Source organism: Pseudomonas sp. MPR-R2A5, from assembly GCF_058793055.1.
The window spans coordinates 69921-84750 of record NZ_JBXAFK010000022.1; the positions used below are offsets into that span (position 1 = coordinate 69921).

Below are 14830 nucleotides of genomic sequence, written 5' to 3' on the forward strand. Positions count from 1 at the left end.
ATACTCCTGCATTATTTACGCCCGCCGTGCGAGGCCATCTTGGACAAGATCCTGATTCGTGGGGCTAGAACCCACAACCTGAAGAACATCGACCTGACCCTGCCCCGGGACAAATTGATCGTCATCACCGGCTTGTCCGGCTCCGGCAAATCTTCCCTGGCGTTCGACACGCTGTATGCCGAAGGTCAGCGTCGCTATGTGGAATCGCTGTCGGCCTATGCCCGCCAGTTCCTGTCGATGATGGAAAAACCCGACGTCGACACCATTGAAGGCCTGTCGCCGGCGATTTCCATCGAACAGAAGTCGACGTCCCACAACCCGCGCTCCACCGTGGGCACCATCACCGAAATCTACGACTACCTGCGCCTGCTGTACGCGCGAGTGGGCATTCCCCGTTGCCCGGACCACGACATTCCACTGGAAGCCCAGACCGTCAGCCAGATGGTCGACCTGGTGCTGGCCCAACCGGAAGGCGCCAAGCTGATGCTGCTGGCGCCGGTGATTCGCGAACGCAAGGGTGAACACCTTTCCGTATTCGAAGAGCTGCGTGCGCAGGGCTTTGTGCGCGCACGCATCAACGGCAAGCTCTACGAACTGGACGAAGCGCCGAAGCTCGACAAGCAGAAGAAGCACTCGATCGATGTGGTGGTCGACCGCTTCAAAGTGCGGGCCGACCTGCAGCAGCGTCTGGCAGAATCGTTCGAGACTGCGTTGAAGCTGGCAGACGGTATAGCCCTGGTGGCGCCGATGGATGACGAGCCGGGCGAAGAGATCATCTTCTCCGCGCGCTTTGCCTGCCCGATCTGTGGCCATGCCATCAGCGAGCTGGAACCCAAGCTGTTCTCCTTCAACAACCCGGCCGGCGCCTGCCCGACCTGCGATGGCCTGGGCGTGAAGCAATTCTTCGACATCAAGCGCCTGGTTAACGGGGAGCTGACATTGGCGGAGGGCGCGATACGCGGCTGGGACAGGCGTAACGTCTACTACTTCCAGATGCTGGGGTCGCTGGCGTCCCACTACAAGTTCAGCCTTGAAGTGCCATTCAATCAACTGTCGGCAGAACAGCAGAAAGTCATCCTCAATGGCAGTGGCTCGCAGAACGTCGATTTCAAATACCTGAACGACCGTGGCGATATCGTCAAGCGCTCCCACCCGTTCGAAGGCATCGTGCCGAACCTGGAGCGGCGCTACCGCGAGACTGAATCGGCGAGCGTGCGCGAAGAACTGGCGAAGTTCCTCAGCACTCAACCCTGCCCGGATTGCCGCGGCACTCGCCTGCGCCGTGAGGCGCGGCATGTGTGGGTTGGCGAGAAGACGCTGCCGGCAGTCACCAACCTGCCAATCGGCGATGCATGCGAGTACTTCGGTGCACTCAAGCTGACCGGGCGCCGTGGGGAAATTGCCGACAAGATCCTCAAGGAAATCCGCGAGCGCCTGCAGTTCCTGGTCAACGTTGGCTTGGACTACCTGTCGCTGGATCGCAGCGCCGATACGCTATCAGGCGGCGAAGCCCAGCGGATTCGCCTGGCCAGCCAGATTGGCGCCGGCCTGGTGGGTGTGCTGTACATCCTCGATGAGCCGTCGATCGGTCTGCACCAGCGCGACAATGATCGTCTCCTGGGCACCTTGAAGCACCTTCGGGATATCGGCAACACGGTGATTGTGGTCGAGCATGATGAAGACGCTATCCGCCTGGCGGACTACGTAGTCGATATCGGCCCTGGGGCTGGCGTGCATGGCGGTCATATCGTCGCCGAGGGCACGCCCGCCGAAGTCATGGCTCACCCTGACTCGTTGACCGGCAAGTACCTGTCTGGCCGAGTGAAGATTGAAGTGCCAGCCAAGCGTACGCCACGTAACAAGAAGATGGCATTGCACCTCAAGGGCGCGCGGGGCAACAACTTGCGCAATGTCGACCTGGAAATTCCCCTGGGCTTGCTGACGTGCGTAACCGGTGTTTCCGGCTCAGGCAAATCCACGCTGATCAACAACACCCTGTTCCCACTGAGTGCCACCGCCCTGAACGGCGCGACCACCCTGGAAGCGGCGGCACACGACAGCATCAAGGGCCTGGAGCACCTGGACAAAGTGGTCGATATCGACCAGAGCCCGATTGGCCGCACACCACGCTCCAATCCGGCAACCTACACAGGGCTGTTCACGCCGATTCGCGAACTGTTCGCTGGCGTTCCGGAATCTCGCTCGCGGGGCTACGGGCCCGGCCGGTTCTCGTTCAACGTCAAAGGCGGGCGCTGCGAAGCATGCCAGGGTGATGGCTTGATCAAGGTGGAGATGCACTTCCTGCCAGACATCTATGTGCCGTGCGATGTGTGCAAGAGCAAGCGCTACAACCGCGAAACCCTGGAGATCAAGTACAAGGGCAAGAGCATCCACGAAACCCTGGAAATGACTATCGAGGAAGCGCGGGTGTTCTTCGATGCGGTCCCGGCGCTGGCGCGCAAGCTGCAAACGCTGATGGATGTGGGCTTGTCCTATATCAAACTTGGGCAGTCCGCTACCACTCTATCCGGTGGTGAAGCGCAACGGGTGAAGCTGTCTCGCGAGCTGTCCAAGCGCGATACCGGCAAGACCTTGTATATCCTGGATGAGCCAACTACCGGCCTGCATTTCGCGGATATTCAACAGTTGCTGGATGTCTTGCATCGCCTGCGCGACCACGGCAACACCGTGGTGGTGATCGAGCACAATCTGGATGTGATCAAGACGGCCGACTGGCTGGTTGACCTCGGCCCGGAAGGCGGTTCCAAGGGTGGCCAGATCATTGCGGTGGGCACGCCGGAGCAGGTCTCCGAAATGCCACAGTCCCACACGGGTTACTATCTCAAGCCCTTGCTGGCGCGCGACCGGGCCTGATTTATCAAGCCCGATAAAAAAGCCCCCGTCACTTCAGCAGTGACGGGGGCTTTTTTGTAGCCGGGAATCAGAACTGCGATTGCAGGTAATTCTCCAAGCCAACCAACTTGATCAGGCCCAACTGCTTTTCCAGCCAATAGGTGTGATCTTCTTCGGTGTCATTCAGCTGCACCCGCAGGATTTCCCGGGTGACATAGTCGTTGTGCTGCTCGCAGAGCTCGATGCCCTTGCAGAGCGCGGCACGCACCTTGTACTCGAGGCGCAGGTCGGCAGCGAGCATGTCAGGCACCGTGGTGCCCACATCAAGGTCATCGGGACGCATACGTGGCGTGCCTTCGAGCATCAGGATACGGCGCATCAGTGCGTCGGCGTGCTGTGCCTCTTCTTCCATTTCGTGATTGATACGCTCATAGAGCTCGGTAAAGCCCCAGTCTTCATACATGCGCGAATGGATGAAATATTGGTCACGAGCAGCCAGTTCGCCCGTCAGCAACGTGTTGAGGTAATCGATTACGTCGGGGTGACCTTGCATCGCCCTACATCTCCCTGCTTGAAAGTCTGTAGTTTGAACCATGATGACTCCCAGGTCACGGGATCAACAGCAGAAAAGTGCAGATTTACTGAGAAAAGTGGTCGAATTAACGCAAAAACCGCCCAAATGAGGGCGGTTCTGCTTATCGTTTAGAGTCAGTTAAGCGATACACCGAGCGCCTTTGCGATTGCTTCTCCATAAGCAGGATCAGCCTTGAAAAAGTGCTGCAATTGGCGCTGGACGACATCGCTGGAAACACCGGCCATGGCTCCGGCGATGTTGCTGGTGAGCAACGCTTTCTGCTCATCATTCATCAGGCGGAACAACGCGCCGGCGTGGCTGTAATAGTCGGTGTCTTCGCGGTGATCGTAACGATCCGCCGCACCGCTCAGGGCCAAGGCAGGCTCAGCGTATTGTGGTGCTTGCTTCGGTGCGTCAACGTAGCTGTTCGGCTCGTAGTTAGGAGCCGCGCCACCATTACTGCCGAATGCCATCGAACCATCACGCTGATAGCTGTTCACCGGGCTACGTGGGGCGTTTACCGGCAGTTGCTGATGATTGGTACCGACGCGGTAGCGGTGAGCATCTGCATAAGCGAAGACACGTCCCTGAAGCATACGGTCTGGCGACAGACCAACACCTGGCACCATGTTGCTTGGACCGAACGCTGCTTGTTCTACTTCGGCGAAGTAGTTCTGCGGGTTGCGGTTGAGCTCCAATTCACCGACTTCGATCAATGGGAATTCCTTCTGCGACCAGGTCTTGGTCACGTCAAAAGGGTTCTCGTAATGAGCGTTGGCCTGGGCCTCGGTCATGATCTGAATGCACACACGCCATTTCGGGAAGTCACCGCGCTCGATCGCACCGAACAGATCACGCTGTGCATAATCAGGATCGGTACCTGCCAGCCGCGCTGCTTCTGCCGGCGCCAGGTTCTTGATGCCCTGCTTGGTTTTGTAGTGCCACTTGACCCAGTGACGCTCACCCTTGGCATTAATCAGGCTGTAGGTGTGACTGCCGAAGCCATGCATGTGACGGTAGCCATCAGGAATGCCCCGGTCCGAAAACAGGATAGTGACCTGATGCAGCGCCTCTGGAGAGTGCGACCAGAAGTCCCACATCATCTGCGCGCTCTTCAAGTTGCTTTGCGGCAGGCGCTTTTGGGTGTGAATGAAGTCAGGGAATTTCAACGGATCGCGGATGAAGAACACCGGGGTGTTGTTACCGACGATGTCCCAGTTGCCTTCTTCGGTGTAGAACTTCAAGGCGAAACCACGTGGATCACGTTCAGTGTCAGCCGAACCACGCTCACCACCTACCGTGGAGAACCGCAGGAACGTCGGGGTTTGCTTGCCCACTGCCTCGAACAGCTTGGCACTGGTGTATTGAGTGATGTCTCGGGTGACCGTGAAGGTACCGTAGGCGCCCGAACCCTTGGCGTGCACACGACGCTCTGGAATATTTTCGCGGTTGAAGTGGGCGAGCTTCTCGATCAGGTGAAAGTCGTCGAGCAGCAACGGGCCTCGTGGGCCGGCGGAACGGGAATTCTGGTTGTCCGCAACGGGTGCACCGCTGGCGGTGGTAAGGATTTTGTTCTGGCTCATGTTCAGTTTTCCTCTGGTCGGACTTGGAACTACAGGCTAATCGGCTTGGAGGAAGTATTAATCATCAACATGACGGCTACAAATTCATTAAATTGTGAGCCTCAATAGAAAATTTCTACCAACAATCCAAGCCCCATAGTGCCCAACGCCACAGCAGGAAACTTGTACATATCGCGCTTTTGTCGCGCGCACAAAAAACCGGGCACTAGGCCCGGTTCTTCGTTACAGACTGTCGTCTTACTCGGCGCTTACAGCTTCGCCGGCAGTAGCACGATCAACCAACTCGACGTACGCCATAGGCGCGTTGTCGCCAGTGCGGAAACCGCACTTGAGGATGCGCAGGTAGCCACCCTCACGGGTAGCATAACGCTTGCCCAGGTCGTTGAAGAGCTTACCAACGATAGCTTTCGAACGAGTACGGTCGAAAGCCAGACGGCGGTTAGCCAGGCTGTCTGTCTTAGCCAAAGTGATCAGCGGCTCAGCAACGCGACGCAGTTCTTTAGCTTTCGGCAGTGTAGTTTTGATCAGCTCGTGCTCGAACAGCGACACCGCCATGTTTTGGAACATGGCCTTGCGGTGCGAGCTGGTACGGCTCAGGTGACGACCACTTTTACGATGACGCATGGTTCATTCCTTACCAAACTCACGTTCGGTGATTACGACGATCAGGCAGTCGCCTTGTCGTCCTTCTTAAGACTTGCAGGCGGCCAGTTGTCGAGGCGCATGCCGAGGGACAGACCGCGGGAGGCCAGAACGTCCTTGATTTCAGTCAAGGATTTCTTGCCCAGGTTCGGAGTCTTCAACAGTTCTACTTCGGTACGCTGAATCAGGTCGCCGATGTAGTAAATGTTTTCCGCCTTAAGGCAGTTAGCCGAACGTACAGTCAGTTCCAGATCGTCAACCGGGCGAAGCAGGATCGGATCGATCTCGTCTTCCTGCTCGATTACCACTGGTTCGCTGTCACCTTTGAGGTCGACGAACGCAGCCAACTGCTGTTGCAGAATGGTTGCAGCGCGGCGGATAGCCTCTTCAGGATCCAGAGTACCGTTGGTTTCCAGATCAATAACCAGCTTGTCCAGGTTAGTACGCTGCTCGACACGGGCGTTTTCCACCACGTATGCGATACGGCGAACCGGGCTGAACGAAGAGTCAAGCTGCAAGCGACCAATGCTGCGGCTTTCGTCTTCATCGCTCTGACGCGAGTCGGCCGGTTCATAACCACGACCACGAGCTACAGTGAGCTTCATGTTCAGGGCGCCGTTAGACGCCAGGTTAGCGATTACGTGATCGGGGTTAACGATCTCGACATCATGATCCAGCTGAATATCGGCAGCGGTAACCACCCCCGAACCCTTCTTCGACAAGGTCAGCGTAACTTCGTCACGGCCGTGCAGCTTGATAGCCAGACCTTTAAGGTTCAACAGGATTTCAATTACGTCTTCCTGTACACCTTCGATGGCGCTGTACTCGTGGAGCACACCGTCAATCTCGGCCTCGACTACTGCACAGCCGGGCATTGAGGACAACAGGATGCGGCGCAGCGCGTTGCCCAGGGTGTGGCCAAAACCACGCTCGAGAGGCTCGAGAGTGATCTTGGCGCGGGTTGGACTGACAACCTGCACATCAATATGGCGGGGTGTCAGGAACTCATTTACCGAAATCTGCATGGATGCACCTATTTTCTAGCCCTTACTTGGAGTAGAGCTCGACAATCAGGCTTTCGTTGATGTCGGCGGACAGATCACTGCGAGCAGGAACGTTCTTGAAAACGCCCGACTTCTTCTCAGTGTCTACTTCTACCCATTCTACGCGGCCACGTTGGGCACACAGATCGAGAGCTTGGACAATGCGAAGTTGGTTTTTTGCTTTCTCGCGAACTGCGACCACGTCACCAGCACGAACCTGGTAGGACGGAACGTTTACGGTCTGGCCGTTAACGCTGATCGACTTGTGCGATACCAGCTGACGGGATTCGGCACGAGTAGAACCAAAGCCCATACGGTATACAACGTTGTCCAGACGGCATTCGAGCAGTTGCAGCAGGTTTTCACCGGTTGCACCTTTCTTGCCAGCAGCTTCTTTGTAGTAGCCGCTGAACTGACGCTCGAGAACGCCGTAGATACGACGGACCTTCTGCTTTTCACGCAGTTGGGTGCCGTAATCGGACTGGCGACCGCGGCGTTGGCCGTGGATACCAGGTGCTGCTTCGATGTTGCACTTCGATTCGATCGCGCGCACGCCGCTCTTCAGGAAGAGATCGGTGCCTTCGCGACGAGCGAGTTTGCATTTTGGACCAATGTAACGAGCCATTCTTTACAATCTCCTGGATTACACGCGGCGCTTCTTCGGCGGACGGCACCCGTTGTGCGGGATTGGCGTCACGTCGGTGATGCTGGCGATCTTATAGCCACAGCCGTTCAAAGCACGGACAGCAGACTCACGACCTGGACCTGGACCTTTGACGTTAACGTCGAGGTTTTTCAGGCCATATTCCAGCGCAGCTTGACCAGCACGTTCAGCAGCTACTTGAGCAGCAAACGGGGTGGACTTGCGGGAACCGCGGAAACCCGAACCACCGGAGGTAGCCCAAGAAAGCGCGTTACCTTGACGGTCGGTGATGGTCACGATGGTGTTGTTAAAAGATGCATGGATGTGGGCGATGCCATCAACCACTGTCTTTTTAACTTTTTTACGAGGACGAGCAGCAGGTTTTGCCATGATAATTTTCCTGTCGATTCGCTGGGGCGATTACTTGCGGATCGGCTTACGCGGACCTTTACGGGTACGCGCGTTAGTCTTGGTACGCTGACCGCGTACTGGAAGACCACGACGATGACGCAGACCGCGATAGCAACCGAGGTCCATCAAACGCTTGATTTTCATGTTGATTTCGCGACGCAGGTCACCTTCAGTGGTGAACTTCGCCACTTCGCCACGCAGCAATTCAATCTGCTCGTCGCTCAGATCCTTGATCTTAGCGGCTGGGTTTACCCCAGCAACTGCGCAAATTTTCTGCGCAGTAGTGCGACCAACACCATAGATGTAGGTCAGCGAGATAACAGTGTGCTTGTTATCTGGAATGTTAACGCCTGCAATACGGGCCATTCAGTGGGACTCCAATTGACAGCTACCTACGCCCCGGAAGCCAAGAAATAGGGCGCGAGATAATATCGCTGTAATAACAAATAATCAACCCGGCAGCGCACTAGCTGCCGGGCTTCAAGCGGATCACACTCAGCCTTGGCGCTGTTTGTGACGCGGTTCCGCGCTGCAAATTACTCGAACAACACCTTCGCGGCGAATAATCTTGCAGTTACGGCACAGCTTTTTCACCGATGCACGAACTTTCATCACCAACTCCTCGAACCTTATGGGTACTCAGCGCAACATGCCGCTGCCGTAACCCTTCAGGTTGGCTTTCTTCATCAGGGATTCGTACTGGTGCGAAACGAGGTGCGATTGTACTTGGGACATGAAGTCCATCACAACCACGACCACGATCAGCAACGAGGTCCCGCCAAGGTAGAACGGAACGTTTGCTGCAACCACCAGGAACTGGGGCAACAAGCAGACGGCCGTCATATATAGAGCACCGAACAGGGTCAAACGAGTCAGAACGCCATCAATGTAGCGTGCAGACTGCTCACCTGGACGGATGCCCGGAATAAAGGCACCGGACTTCTTCAGGTTTTCCGCTACGTCTTTCGGATTGAACATCAACGCCGTATAGAAGAAGCAGAAGAAAATAATCCCTGCACTAAACAGCAGAATATTCAACGGCTGACCAGGAGCGATCGACTGAGAGAGGTCCTGCAGCCAGCCCATATTTTCAGACTGACCAAACCAGGTACCCAACGAAGCCGGAAACAGCAAGATGCTGCTCGCGAAGATTGCCGGAATAACACCGGCCATATTCACTTTCAGCGGCAAGTGGCTGGTCTGCGCAGCAAAAACCTTGCGGCCCTGCTGACGCTTGGCGTAGTGAACAGCAATACGACGCTGGCCACGCTCAATGAACACCACAAAACCGATAATCGCTACTGCCAGCAAACCGATGGCAACCAAGGCGAAAATGTTGATATCACCCTGACGTGCAGACTCGAAAGACTGCCCGATTGCTCTCGGAAGACCGGCGACGATACCTGCGAAAATCAACATCGAGATACCGTTGCCAACACCACGCTCAGTAATCTGCTCACCCAGCCACATCATGAACATCGCACCAGCCACAAACGTGGATACCGCGACGAAATGGAAGCCAAAGTCACCAGTGAACGCAACACCCTGCCCCGCCAGGCCAACGGACATGCCGATAGCTTGAACCAGGGCGAGGATGACAGTGCCGTAGCGGGTGTACTGGCTAATCTTGCGACGGCCAGCTTCACCTTCCTTCTTCAACTGCTCCAGCTGCGGGCTGACGGCTGTCATCAGTTGCATGATGATCGATGCCGAGATGTACGGCATGATCCCCAGTGCAAAAATGCTCATCCGTTCCAGCGCGCCGCCAGAAAACATGTTGAACAAGCTAAGAATGGTCCCCTCATTCTGTCGAAACAGGTCTGCGAGTCGGTCCGGATTGATACCTGGAACCGGGATGTGTGCGCCTATTCGGTAGACGATAATCGCCAGGAACAGAAAACGCAGACGAGCCCAAAGTTCAGACATACCGCCTTTGCCGAGCGCTGAGAGAGCACCTTGCTTAGCCATTTATTCCTCGAACTTGCCGCCAGCTGCTTCGATAGCCGAACGCGCACCTTTGGTGGCGCCGATTCCCTTGCCGATAGTGACAGCGCGAGTCACTTCACCGGACAGCATGATTTTCACACGCTGTACGTTGACGTTGATCACGTTGGCATCTTTCAGGGTCTGCACAGTAACGATGTCGCCTTCCACTTTAGCCAGCTCGGACAGACGCACTTCTGCGCGGTCCATGGCCTTCAGGGAAACGAAACCGAACTTAGGCAGGCGACGATGCAGCGGCTGTTGACCGCCTTCAAAGCCTGGAGCAATGGTGCCACCGGAGCGGGAGGTTTGACCTTTGTGGCCACGGCCACCAGTCTTACCCAAACCGCTACCGATACCACGGCCCGGACGATGCTTTTCGCGACGGGAACCCGGCGCTGGACTCAGATCATTGAGTTTCATCGATTAACCCTCGACACGCAGCATGTAGTAAGCCTTGTTGATCATCCCGCGATTCTCGGGAGTATCCTGGACTTCTACAGTGTGACCGATGCGACGCAGACCCAAACCCTTAACGCACAATTTGTGGTTAGGGATGCGGCCGGTCATGCTTTTGATCAGCGTTACTTTAACGGTAGCCATGATCAGAAGATCTCCTTGACGCTTTTGCCACGCTTGGCGGCAATGGATTCAGGAGATTGCATAGCTTTCAAACCTTTGAAAGTGGCGTGAACCACGTTTACCGGGTTAGTCGAGCCGTAGCACTTGGCCAGAACGTTCTGAACGCCAGCAACTTCGAGGACAGCACGCATAGCGCCGCCAGCGATGATACCGGTACCTTCAGAAGCAGGCTGCATGTACACCTTCGAAGCGCCATGAGCAGACTTCATTGCGTACTGCAGAGTGGTGCCGTTCAGGTCAACTTGAATCATGTTGCGACGAGCAGCTTCCATTGCCTTCTGGATCGCAGCAGGCACTTCACGTGACTTGCCACGGCCGAAGCCAACACGCCCTTTACCATCACCAACCACGGTCAACGCGGTAAAAGTGAAGATACGGCCGCCTTTAACGGTTTTGGCTACGCGGTTAACTTGAACCAGCTTCTCAATGTAGCCTTCGTCGCGCTTTTGGTCGTTATTTGACATAACTTAGAACTCCAGCCCAGCTTCACGAGCAGCATCAGCCAGCGCTTTAACGCGGCCGTGGTACTTGAAGCCAGAGCGGTCGAAAGCCACTTGCGAGACGCCAGCGGCCTTAGCACGCGTAGCGACCAGCTGGCCAACCTTTGTGGCCGCGTCGATGTTGCCAGTGGCACCATCACGCAGTTCTTTATCCAAAGTCGAGGCGCTGGCCAGGACTTTGTTGCCGTCGGCCGAGATGACCTGGGCGTAGATGTGCTGCGACGAGCGGAACACGCAGAGACGCACGACTTCTAGTTCGTGCATTTTCAGGCGTGCTTTGCGAGCGCGACGCAGTCGAGTAACTTTTTTGTCGGTCATTTGCTATGCCCTACTTCTTCTTGGCTTCTTTACGACGGACGACTTCGTCCGCGTAGCGCACACCTTTGCCTTTGTACGGCTCTGGTGGACGGAAGTCGCGGATCTCAGCGGCCACCTGACCTACCAGCTGCTTATCGATGCCCTTGATCAGGATATCGGTCTGGCTAGGAGTCTCAGCGGTGATGCCTTCCGGCAGTTCGTAATCCACTGGGTGCGAGAAGCCAAGGGCCAGGTTCAAAACCGAGCCTTTTGCTTGCGCTTTGTAACCAACACCGACCAGCTGGAGCTTACGCTCGAAGCCTTGGCTTACGCCTTGGACCATGTTGTTTACCAACGCACGCGTGGTACCGGCCATTGCGCGAGTTTGTTGATCGCCATTGCGAGCAGCGAAACGCAGCTCACCAGCTTCTTCAACGATCTCAACGGACGAATGGATGTTCAGTTCAAGAGTACCCTTGGCACCCTTCACCGAAAGCTGTTGGCCTGCGAATTTGACTTCGACACCGGCTGGCAGCTTAACGGGGTTCTTAGCGACGCGAGACATGCTTATCCCCCCTTAGAACACAGTGCAAAGAACTTCGCCGCCGACACCGGCAGCGCGCGCAGCACGATCCGTCATCACACCTTTGTTGGTGGAGACGATAGACACGCCAAGACCGCCACGAACTTTCGGCAGATCCTCAACGGACTTGTACTGACGCAGGCCTGGACGGCTAACGCGCTTCACTTCCTCGATGACCGGACGGCCTTCGAAGTACTTCAGCTCGATGGACAGCAGTGGCTTGATTTCGCTGCTGATCTGATAACCCGCAATGTAGCCTTCGTCTTTCAGGACTTTGGCAACAGCTACCTTCAACGTGGAAGATGGCATGCTTACGACGGACTTTTCAGCCATCTGGGCATTACGGATACGAGTTAGCATGTCCGCTAACGGGTCCTGCATACTCATGGGCTAGACGCTCCTAATACAAAAAAATTAGCCTTACGGCTACATATGTCGCTGAGTATCTCCGGGCATAGAAAACACGGGCTCAGGCGAGCCGGGTATTCTAGACACACTCCGGAAATGAAACAAGCCCCAAAAGGGGCTTGTTCCAGATTCAAGGTACCGGCGGTCAGTATCTTGCGATCCCGACCACCCGGACTTTGAAAGTACTTACCAGCTGGCTTTAACCAGACCAGGTACGTCGCCACGCATTGCCGCTTCACGCAGTTTGTTACGGCCGAGGCCGAACTTGCGGTAAACGCCGTGTGGACGACCAGTCAGGCGGCAGCGGTTACGCATGCGCGAGGCGCTTGCGTCACGTGGCTGCTTCTGCAGAGCAACTGTAGCTTCCCAACGCGCTTCTGGACTTGCGTTCAGATCAACGATGATTGCTTTCAGTGCTGCACGCTTCTTGGCGTACTTGGCAACCGTGAGCTGACGTTTCAGCTCGCGGTTTTTCATGCTCATCTTGGCCATGGTCCTACTCCAATCAGTTGCGGAACGGGAATTTGAAAGCACGCAACAGGGCGCGACCTTCATCATCGTTCTTGGCAGTGGTGGTCAGGGTGATGTCCAGACCGCGGAGAGCATCGATCTTGTCGTAGTCGATTTCCGGGAAAATGATCTGCTCTTTCACGCCCATGCTGTAGTTACCACGACCATCGAAGGACTTGGCATTCAGGCCGCGGAAGTCGCGAACCCGAGGCAGGGAGATCGACAGCAAACGATCCAGGAATTCGTACATACGCTCACGGCGCAGAGTCACTTTGACGCCGATCGGCCAACCTTCACGGACTTTAAAGCCAGCGATGGATTTCCGAGCGTAAGTCACAACGACTTTTTGACCGGTGATCTTTTCCAAGTCAGCAACAGCGTGCTCGATGACTTTTTTGTCGCCGATCGCTTCGCCCAGACCCATGTTCAGGGTGATTTTGGTAACGCGCGGAACTTCCATCACGTTCCCGAGCTTAAGTTCTTCCTTAAGCTTGGGGGCGATTTCCTTCCGGTAAATCTCTTGTAGTCGTGCCATGGTCTTATCTACCTAGCAGTGTTCAAGCATCAACCGCTTTTTGGGTCGACTTGAAGACACGAATTTTCTTACCGTCTTCTACTTTGAAACCAACACGATCAGCCTTGTTGGTTTCGCCGTTGAAGATGGCGACGTTAGAAGCGTGCAATGGCGCTTCTTTCTCGACGATACCGCCCTGTACGCCCGACATCGGGTTAGGCTTGGTATGACGCTTGACCAGGTTCAGACCACCAACGACCAGACGGTCGTCAGCGAGAACCTTCAGCACCTTACCGCGCTTACCTTTGTCTTTGCCGGCGATCACGATGATCTCGTCGTCACGACGAATCTTTTGCATGTCGGATCTCCTTACAGCACTTCTGGGGCGAGCGAGACGATCTTCATGAACTTCTCAGTACGAAGTTCACGGGTCACTGGCCCAAAGATACGGGTGCCGATCGGCTCTTGCTTGTTGTTCAGAAGAACAGCAGCGTTGCCATCAAAGCGGATAATGGAGCCATCTGCACGACGTACGCCGTGACGAGTGCGGACTACAACAGCAGTCATCACTTGGCCTTTTTTCACTTTACCGCGAGGAATTGCTTCCTTAACGGTAACTTTGATGATGTCACCGATACCAGCGTAACGACGATGGGAGCCACCCAGCACCTTGATGCACATAACACGGCGAGCGCCGCTGTTATCGGCCACATCGAGCATGGATTGAGTCTGAATCATATAATTTCTCCGACCCCTAGTCCTTAGACTTCCACAGCGCGTTCGAGAACATCAACCAGTGCCCAAGACTTAGTCTTGGCCAGCGGACGAGTTTCACGAATAGTGACTTTGTCGCCGATGTGGCACTGATTGGTTTCGTCGTGCGCGTGCAGCTTAGTCGAACGCTTAACATATTTACCGTAGATCGGGTGCTTAACGCGACGCTCGATCAGAACGGTGATGGTTTTGTCCATCTTGTCGCTGACAACACGGCCAGTCAGCGTACGGACAGTCTTTTCGGCTTCAGCCATGATCACTTACCTGCCTGCTGGTTGAGCACAGTCTTCACGCGAGCAATGTCACGCTTAACTTGCGAGAGCAGATGAGACTGCCCCAACTGGCCAGTTGCTTTCTGCATACGCAGATTGAACTGGTCGCGCAGCAGGCCGAGCAGTTGCTCGTTCAGCTGCTGTGCGGATTTTTCACGAAGTTCATTCGCTTTCATCACATCACCGTCCGTTTAACAAAGGCGGTGGCGAGCGGCAGCTTTGCAGCAGCCAGGGCAAAAGCCTCACGCGCCAGCTCTTCAGTTACACCCTCGATTTCATACAGGACTTTGCCTGGCTGAATCTGGGCTACCCAGTATTCCACGTTACCCTTACCTTTACCCATCCGAACTTCGAGGGGCTTTTTGGAAATCGGCTTGTCCGGGAATACACGGATCCAGATCTTGCCGCCACGTTTTACGTGACGGGTCAGAGCACGACGCGCTGACTCGATCTGACGAGCGGTGAGACGACCACGAGCTACAGACTTCAGCGCGAATTCGCCGAAGCTGACTTTGCTACCGCGCTGAGCCAGACCACGGTTGTGGCCTGTCATCTGCTTGCGGAACTTCGTACGCTTTGGTTGCAACATTTGGCGTAC

23 protein-coding genes are annotated in these 14830 nt (G+C 55.6%); 1 reads left to right on the plus strand and 22 read right to left on the minus strand.

Features of this window, described 5'->3' with window-relative positions:
- The first annotated feature begins 39 nt into the window (after positions 1 to 39).
- Positions 40 to 2874, plus strand: a complete 2835-nt coding sequence (gene uvrA / locus AC1Q6I_RS17075) for an excinuclease ABC subunit UvrA (RefSeq protein WP_069077106.1) — start codon at positions 40 to 42, stop codon at positions 2872 to 2874.
- Between the two features lie 67 nt (positions 2875 to 2941).
- Here the strand turns inward: uvrA and bfr are convergent, their stop codons facing one another.
- The 22 genes from bfr to rplP all read right to left on the minus strand — a co-directional run bounded on the left by bfr (position 2942) and on the right by rplP (position 14821).
- Positions 2942 to 3406 (minus strand): bacterioferritin, encoded by a 465-nt coding sequence (bfr, locus tag AC1Q6I_RS17080; protein WP_015886133.1) that lies wholly within the window; start codon positions 3404 to 3406, stop codon positions 2942 to 2944.
- 155 nt (positions 3407 to 3561) lie between these two features.
- Positions 3562 to 5010, minus strand: coding sequence for a catalase (locus AC1Q6I_RS17085; protein ID WP_024077675.1), 1449 nt, complete (start codon positions 5008 to 5010; stop codon positions 3562 to 3564).
- A 237-nt stretch (positions 5011 to 5247) separates the two neighbouring features.
- Positions 5248 to 5634 carry a 50S ribosomal protein L17 gene (gene rplQ, locus AC1Q6I_RS17090; RefSeq protein ID WP_007918448.1) on the minus strand — a complete coding sequence of 129 codons (387 nt, stop codon included), beginning with the start codon at positions 5632 to 5634 and terminating at the stop codon, positions 5248 to 5250.
- Between the two features lie 41 nt (positions 5635 to 5675).
- Positions 5676 to 6677, minus strand: a complete 1002-nt coding sequence (locus tag AC1Q6I_RS17095) for a DNA-directed RNA polymerase subunit alpha (protein ID WP_003176403.1) — start codon at positions 6675 to 6677, stop codon at positions 5676 to 5678.
- Between the two features lie 22 nt (positions 6678 to 6699).
- On the minus strand, positions 6700 to 7320 hold the full coding sequence (gene rpsD, locus AC1Q6I_RS17100; protein ID WP_003176404.1) for a 30S ribosomal protein S4: 621 nt from the start codon (positions 7318 to 7320) through the stop codon (positions 6700 to 6702).
- 18 nt (positions 7321 to 7338) lie between these two features.
- Positions 7339 to 7728, minus strand: coding sequence for a 30S ribosomal protein S11 (rpsK, locus tag AC1Q6I_RS17105; RefSeq protein WP_002555466.1), 390 nt, complete (start codon positions 7726 to 7728; stop codon positions 7339 to 7341).
- Between the two features lie 30 nt (positions 7729 to 7758).
- Positions 7759 to 8115 carry a 30S ribosomal protein S13 gene (gene rpsM / locus AC1Q6I_RS17110; protein WP_024077676.1) on the minus strand — a complete coding sequence of 119 codons (357 nt, stop codon included), beginning with the start codon at positions 8113 to 8115 and terminating at the stop codon, positions 7759 to 7761.
- Positions 8116 to 8244: 129 nt separating this feature from the next.
- On the minus strand, positions 8245 to 8361 hold the full coding sequence (gene rpmJ, locus AC1Q6I_RS17115; RefSeq protein ID WP_002555468.1) for a 50S ribosomal protein L36: 117 nt from the start codon (positions 8359 to 8361) through the stop codon (positions 8245 to 8247).
- A 27-nt stretch (positions 8362 to 8388) separates the two neighbouring features.
- Positions 8389 to 9717 carry a preprotein translocase subunit SecY gene (gene secY, locus AC1Q6I_RS17120; protein WP_003176406.1) on the minus strand — a complete coding sequence of 443 codons (1329 nt, stop codon included), beginning with the start codon at positions 9715 to 9717 and terminating at the stop codon, positions 8389 to 8391.
- Positions 9718 to 10155, minus strand: a complete 438-nt coding sequence (gene rplO / locus AC1Q6I_RS17125; RefSeq protein WP_003176407.1) for a 50S ribosomal protein L15 — start codon at positions 10153 to 10155, stop codon at positions 9718 to 9720.
- A 3-nt stretch (positions 10156 to 10158) separates the two neighbouring features.
- Complete coding sequence (gene rpmD, locus AC1Q6I_RS17130; protein ID WP_003176408.1) at positions 10159 to 10335, minus strand: 50S ribosomal protein L30; 177 nt, start codon at positions 10333 to 10335, stop codon at positions 10159 to 10161.
- 2 nt (positions 10336 to 10337) lie between these two features.
- Complete coding sequence (gene rpsE, locus AC1Q6I_RS17135; RefSeq protein ID WP_003186035.1) at positions 10338 to 10838, minus strand: 30S ribosomal protein S5; 501 nt, start codon at positions 10836 to 10838, stop codon at positions 10338 to 10340.
- 3 nt (positions 10839 to 10841) lie between these two features.
- Positions 10842 to 11192 carry a 50S ribosomal protein L18 gene (rplR, locus tag AC1Q6I_RS17140; protein WP_003186037.1) on the minus strand — a complete coding sequence of 117 codons (351 nt, stop codon included), beginning with the start codon at positions 11190 to 11192 and terminating at the stop codon, positions 10842 to 10844.
- Positions 11193 to 11202: 10 nt separating this feature from the next.
- A complete protein-coding gene (gene rplF / locus AC1Q6I_RS17145) occupies positions 11203 to 11736 on the minus strand; it encodes a 50S ribosomal protein L6 (RefSeq protein WP_024077677.1) in 534 nt (177 codons plus the stop codon).
- 12 nt (positions 11737 to 11748) lie between these two features.
- The gene (gene rpsH, locus AC1Q6I_RS17150) at positions 11749 to 12141 is read right to left on the minus strand and encodes a 30S ribosomal protein S8 (protein ID WP_017848802.1); all 393 of its coding nucleotides are present in this window, start codon (positions 12139 to 12141) and stop codon (positions 11749 to 11751) included.
- Positions 12142 to 12348: 207 nt separating this feature from the next.
- A complete protein-coding gene (gene rpsN / locus AC1Q6I_RS17155) occupies positions 12349 to 12654 on the minus strand; it encodes a 30S ribosomal protein S14 (RefSeq protein WP_003176414.1) in 306 nt (101 codons plus the stop codon).
- A gap of 13 nt (positions 12655 to 12667) precedes the next feature.
- Positions 12668 to 13207, minus strand: a complete 540-nt coding sequence (gene rplE / locus AC1Q6I_RS17160) for a 50S ribosomal protein L5 (protein ID WP_003194642.1) — start codon at positions 13205 to 13207, stop codon at positions 12668 to 12670.
- A 22-nt stretch (positions 13208 to 13229) separates the two neighbouring features.
- A complete protein-coding gene (rplX, locus tag AC1Q6I_RS17165) occupies positions 13230 to 13544 on the minus strand; it encodes a 50S ribosomal protein L24 (protein WP_007896770.1) in 315 nt (104 codons plus the stop codon).
- 11 nt (positions 13545 to 13555) lie between these two features.
- Entirely contained in the window at positions 13556 to 13924 is a 369-nt protein-coding gene (rplN, locus tag AC1Q6I_RS17170; protein ID WP_002555479.1) for a 50S ribosomal protein L14, read from the minus strand.
- A gap of 23 nt (positions 13925 to 13947) precedes the next feature.
- Positions 13948 to 14214, minus strand: a complete 267-nt coding sequence (gene rpsQ, locus AC1Q6I_RS17175; protein WP_003176419.1) for a 30S ribosomal protein S17 — start codon at positions 14212 to 14214, stop codon at positions 13948 to 13950.
- A gap of 2 nt (positions 14215 to 14216) precedes the next feature.
- Positions 14217 to 14408, minus strand: a complete 192-nt coding sequence (gene rpmC, locus AC1Q6I_RS17180; protein WP_002555481.1) for a 50S ribosomal protein L29 — start codon at positions 14406 to 14408, stop codon at positions 14217 to 14219.
- The gene (rplP, locus tag AC1Q6I_RS17185) at positions 14408 to 14821 is read right to left on the minus strand and encodes a 50S ribosomal protein L16 (RefSeq protein ID WP_003232424.1); all 414 of its coding nucleotides are present in this window, start codon (positions 14819 to 14821) and stop codon (positions 14408 to 14410) included. Before rplP ends, rpmC begins: the two co-directional genes overlap by 1 nt.
- Positions 14822 to 14830: the final 9 nt, after the last annotated feature.

Excerpts from the sequence above, each read along its gene's own strand:
- rpsE (WP_003186035.1), bottom strand. The coding sequence starts at position 10,838 with ATGTCAAATAACGACCAAAAGCGCGACGAAGGCTACATTGAGAAGCTG.
- rpmJ (WP_002555468.1), bottom strand. The coding sequence starts at position 8,361 with ATGAAAGTTCGTGCATCGGTGAAAAAGCTGTGCCGTAACTGCAAGATT.
- rpmC (WP_002555481.1), bottom strand. The coding sequence starts at position 14,408 with ATGAAAGCGAATGAACTTCGTGAAAAATCCGCACAGCAGCTGAACGAG.
- rpsD (WP_003176404.1), bottom strand. The coding sequence starts at position 7,320 with ATGGCTCGTTACATTGGTCCAAAATGCAAACTCGCTCGTCGCGAAGGC.
- rplF (WP_024077677.1), bottom strand. The coding sequence starts at position 11,736 with ATGTCTCGCGTCGCTAAGAACCCCGTTAAGCTGCCAGCCGGTGTCGAA.
- rpsN (WP_003176414.1), bottom strand. The coding sequence starts at position 12,654 with ATGGCCAAGATGAGCATGAAAAACCGCGAGCTGAAACGTCAGCTCACG.
- rpsQ (WP_003176419.1), bottom strand. The coding sequence starts at position 14,214 with ATGGCTGAAGCCGAAAAGACTGTCCGTACGCTGACTGGCCGTGTTGTC.
- bfr (WP_015886133.1), bottom strand. The coding sequence starts at position 3,406 with ATGCAAGGTCACCCCGACGTAATCGATTACCTCAACACGTTGCTGACG.
- rplO (WP_003176407.1), bottom strand. The coding sequence starts at position 10,155 with ATGAAACTCAATGATCTGAGTCCAGCGCCGGGTTCCCGTCGCGAAAAG.
- rplQ (WP_007918448.1), bottom strand. The coding sequence starts at position 5,634 with ATGCGTCATCGTAAAAGTGGTCGTCACCTGAGCCGTACCAGCTCGCAC.
- rpsK (WP_002555466.1), bottom strand. The coding sequence starts at position 7,728 with ATGGCAAAACCTGCTGCTCGTCCTCGTAAAAAAGTTAAAAAGACAGTG.
- rplX (WP_007896770.1), bottom strand. The coding sequence starts at position 13,544 with ATGCAAAAGATTCGTCGTGACGACGAGATCATCGTGATCGCCGGCAAA.
- rpsH (WP_017848802.1), bottom strand. The coding sequence starts at position 12,141 with ATGAGTATGCAGGACCCGTTAGCGGACATGCTAACTCGTATCCGTAAT.
- rplN (WP_002555479.1), bottom strand. The coding sequence starts at position 13,924 with ATGATTCAGACTCAATCCATGCTCGATGTGGCCGATAACAGCGGCGCT.
- rplR (WP_003186037.1), bottom strand. The coding sequence starts at position 11,192 with ATGACCGACAAAAAAGTTACTCGACTGCGTCGCGCTCGCAAAGCACGC.
- rplP (WP_003232424.1), bottom strand. The coding sequence starts at position 14,821 with ATGTTGCAACCAAAGCGTACGAAGTTCCGCAAGCAGATGACAGGCCAC.
- rplE (WP_003194642.1), bottom strand. The coding sequence starts at position 13,207 with ATGGCACGACTACAAGAGATTTACCGGAAGGAAATCGCCCCCAAGCTT.
- secY (WP_003176406.1), bottom strand. The coding sequence starts at position 9,717 with ATGGCTAAGCAAGGTGCTCTCTCAGCGCTCGGCAAAGGCGGTATGTCT.
- rpsM (WP_024077676.1), bottom strand. The coding sequence starts at position 8,115 with ATGGCCCGTATTGCAGGCGTTAACATTCCAGATAACAAGCACACTGTT.
- rpmD (WP_003176408.1), bottom strand. The coding sequence starts at position 10,335 with ATGGCTACCGTTAAAGTAACGCTGATCAAAAGCATGACCGGCCGCATC.
- AC1Q6I_RS17095 (WP_003176403.1), bottom strand. The coding sequence starts at position 6,677 with ATGCAGATTTCGGTAAATGAGTTCCTGACACCCCGCCATATTGATGTG.
- AC1Q6I_RS17085 (WP_024077675.1), bottom strand. The coding sequence starts at position 5,010 with ATGAGCCAGAACAAAATCCTTACCACCGCCAGCGGTGCACCCGTTGCG.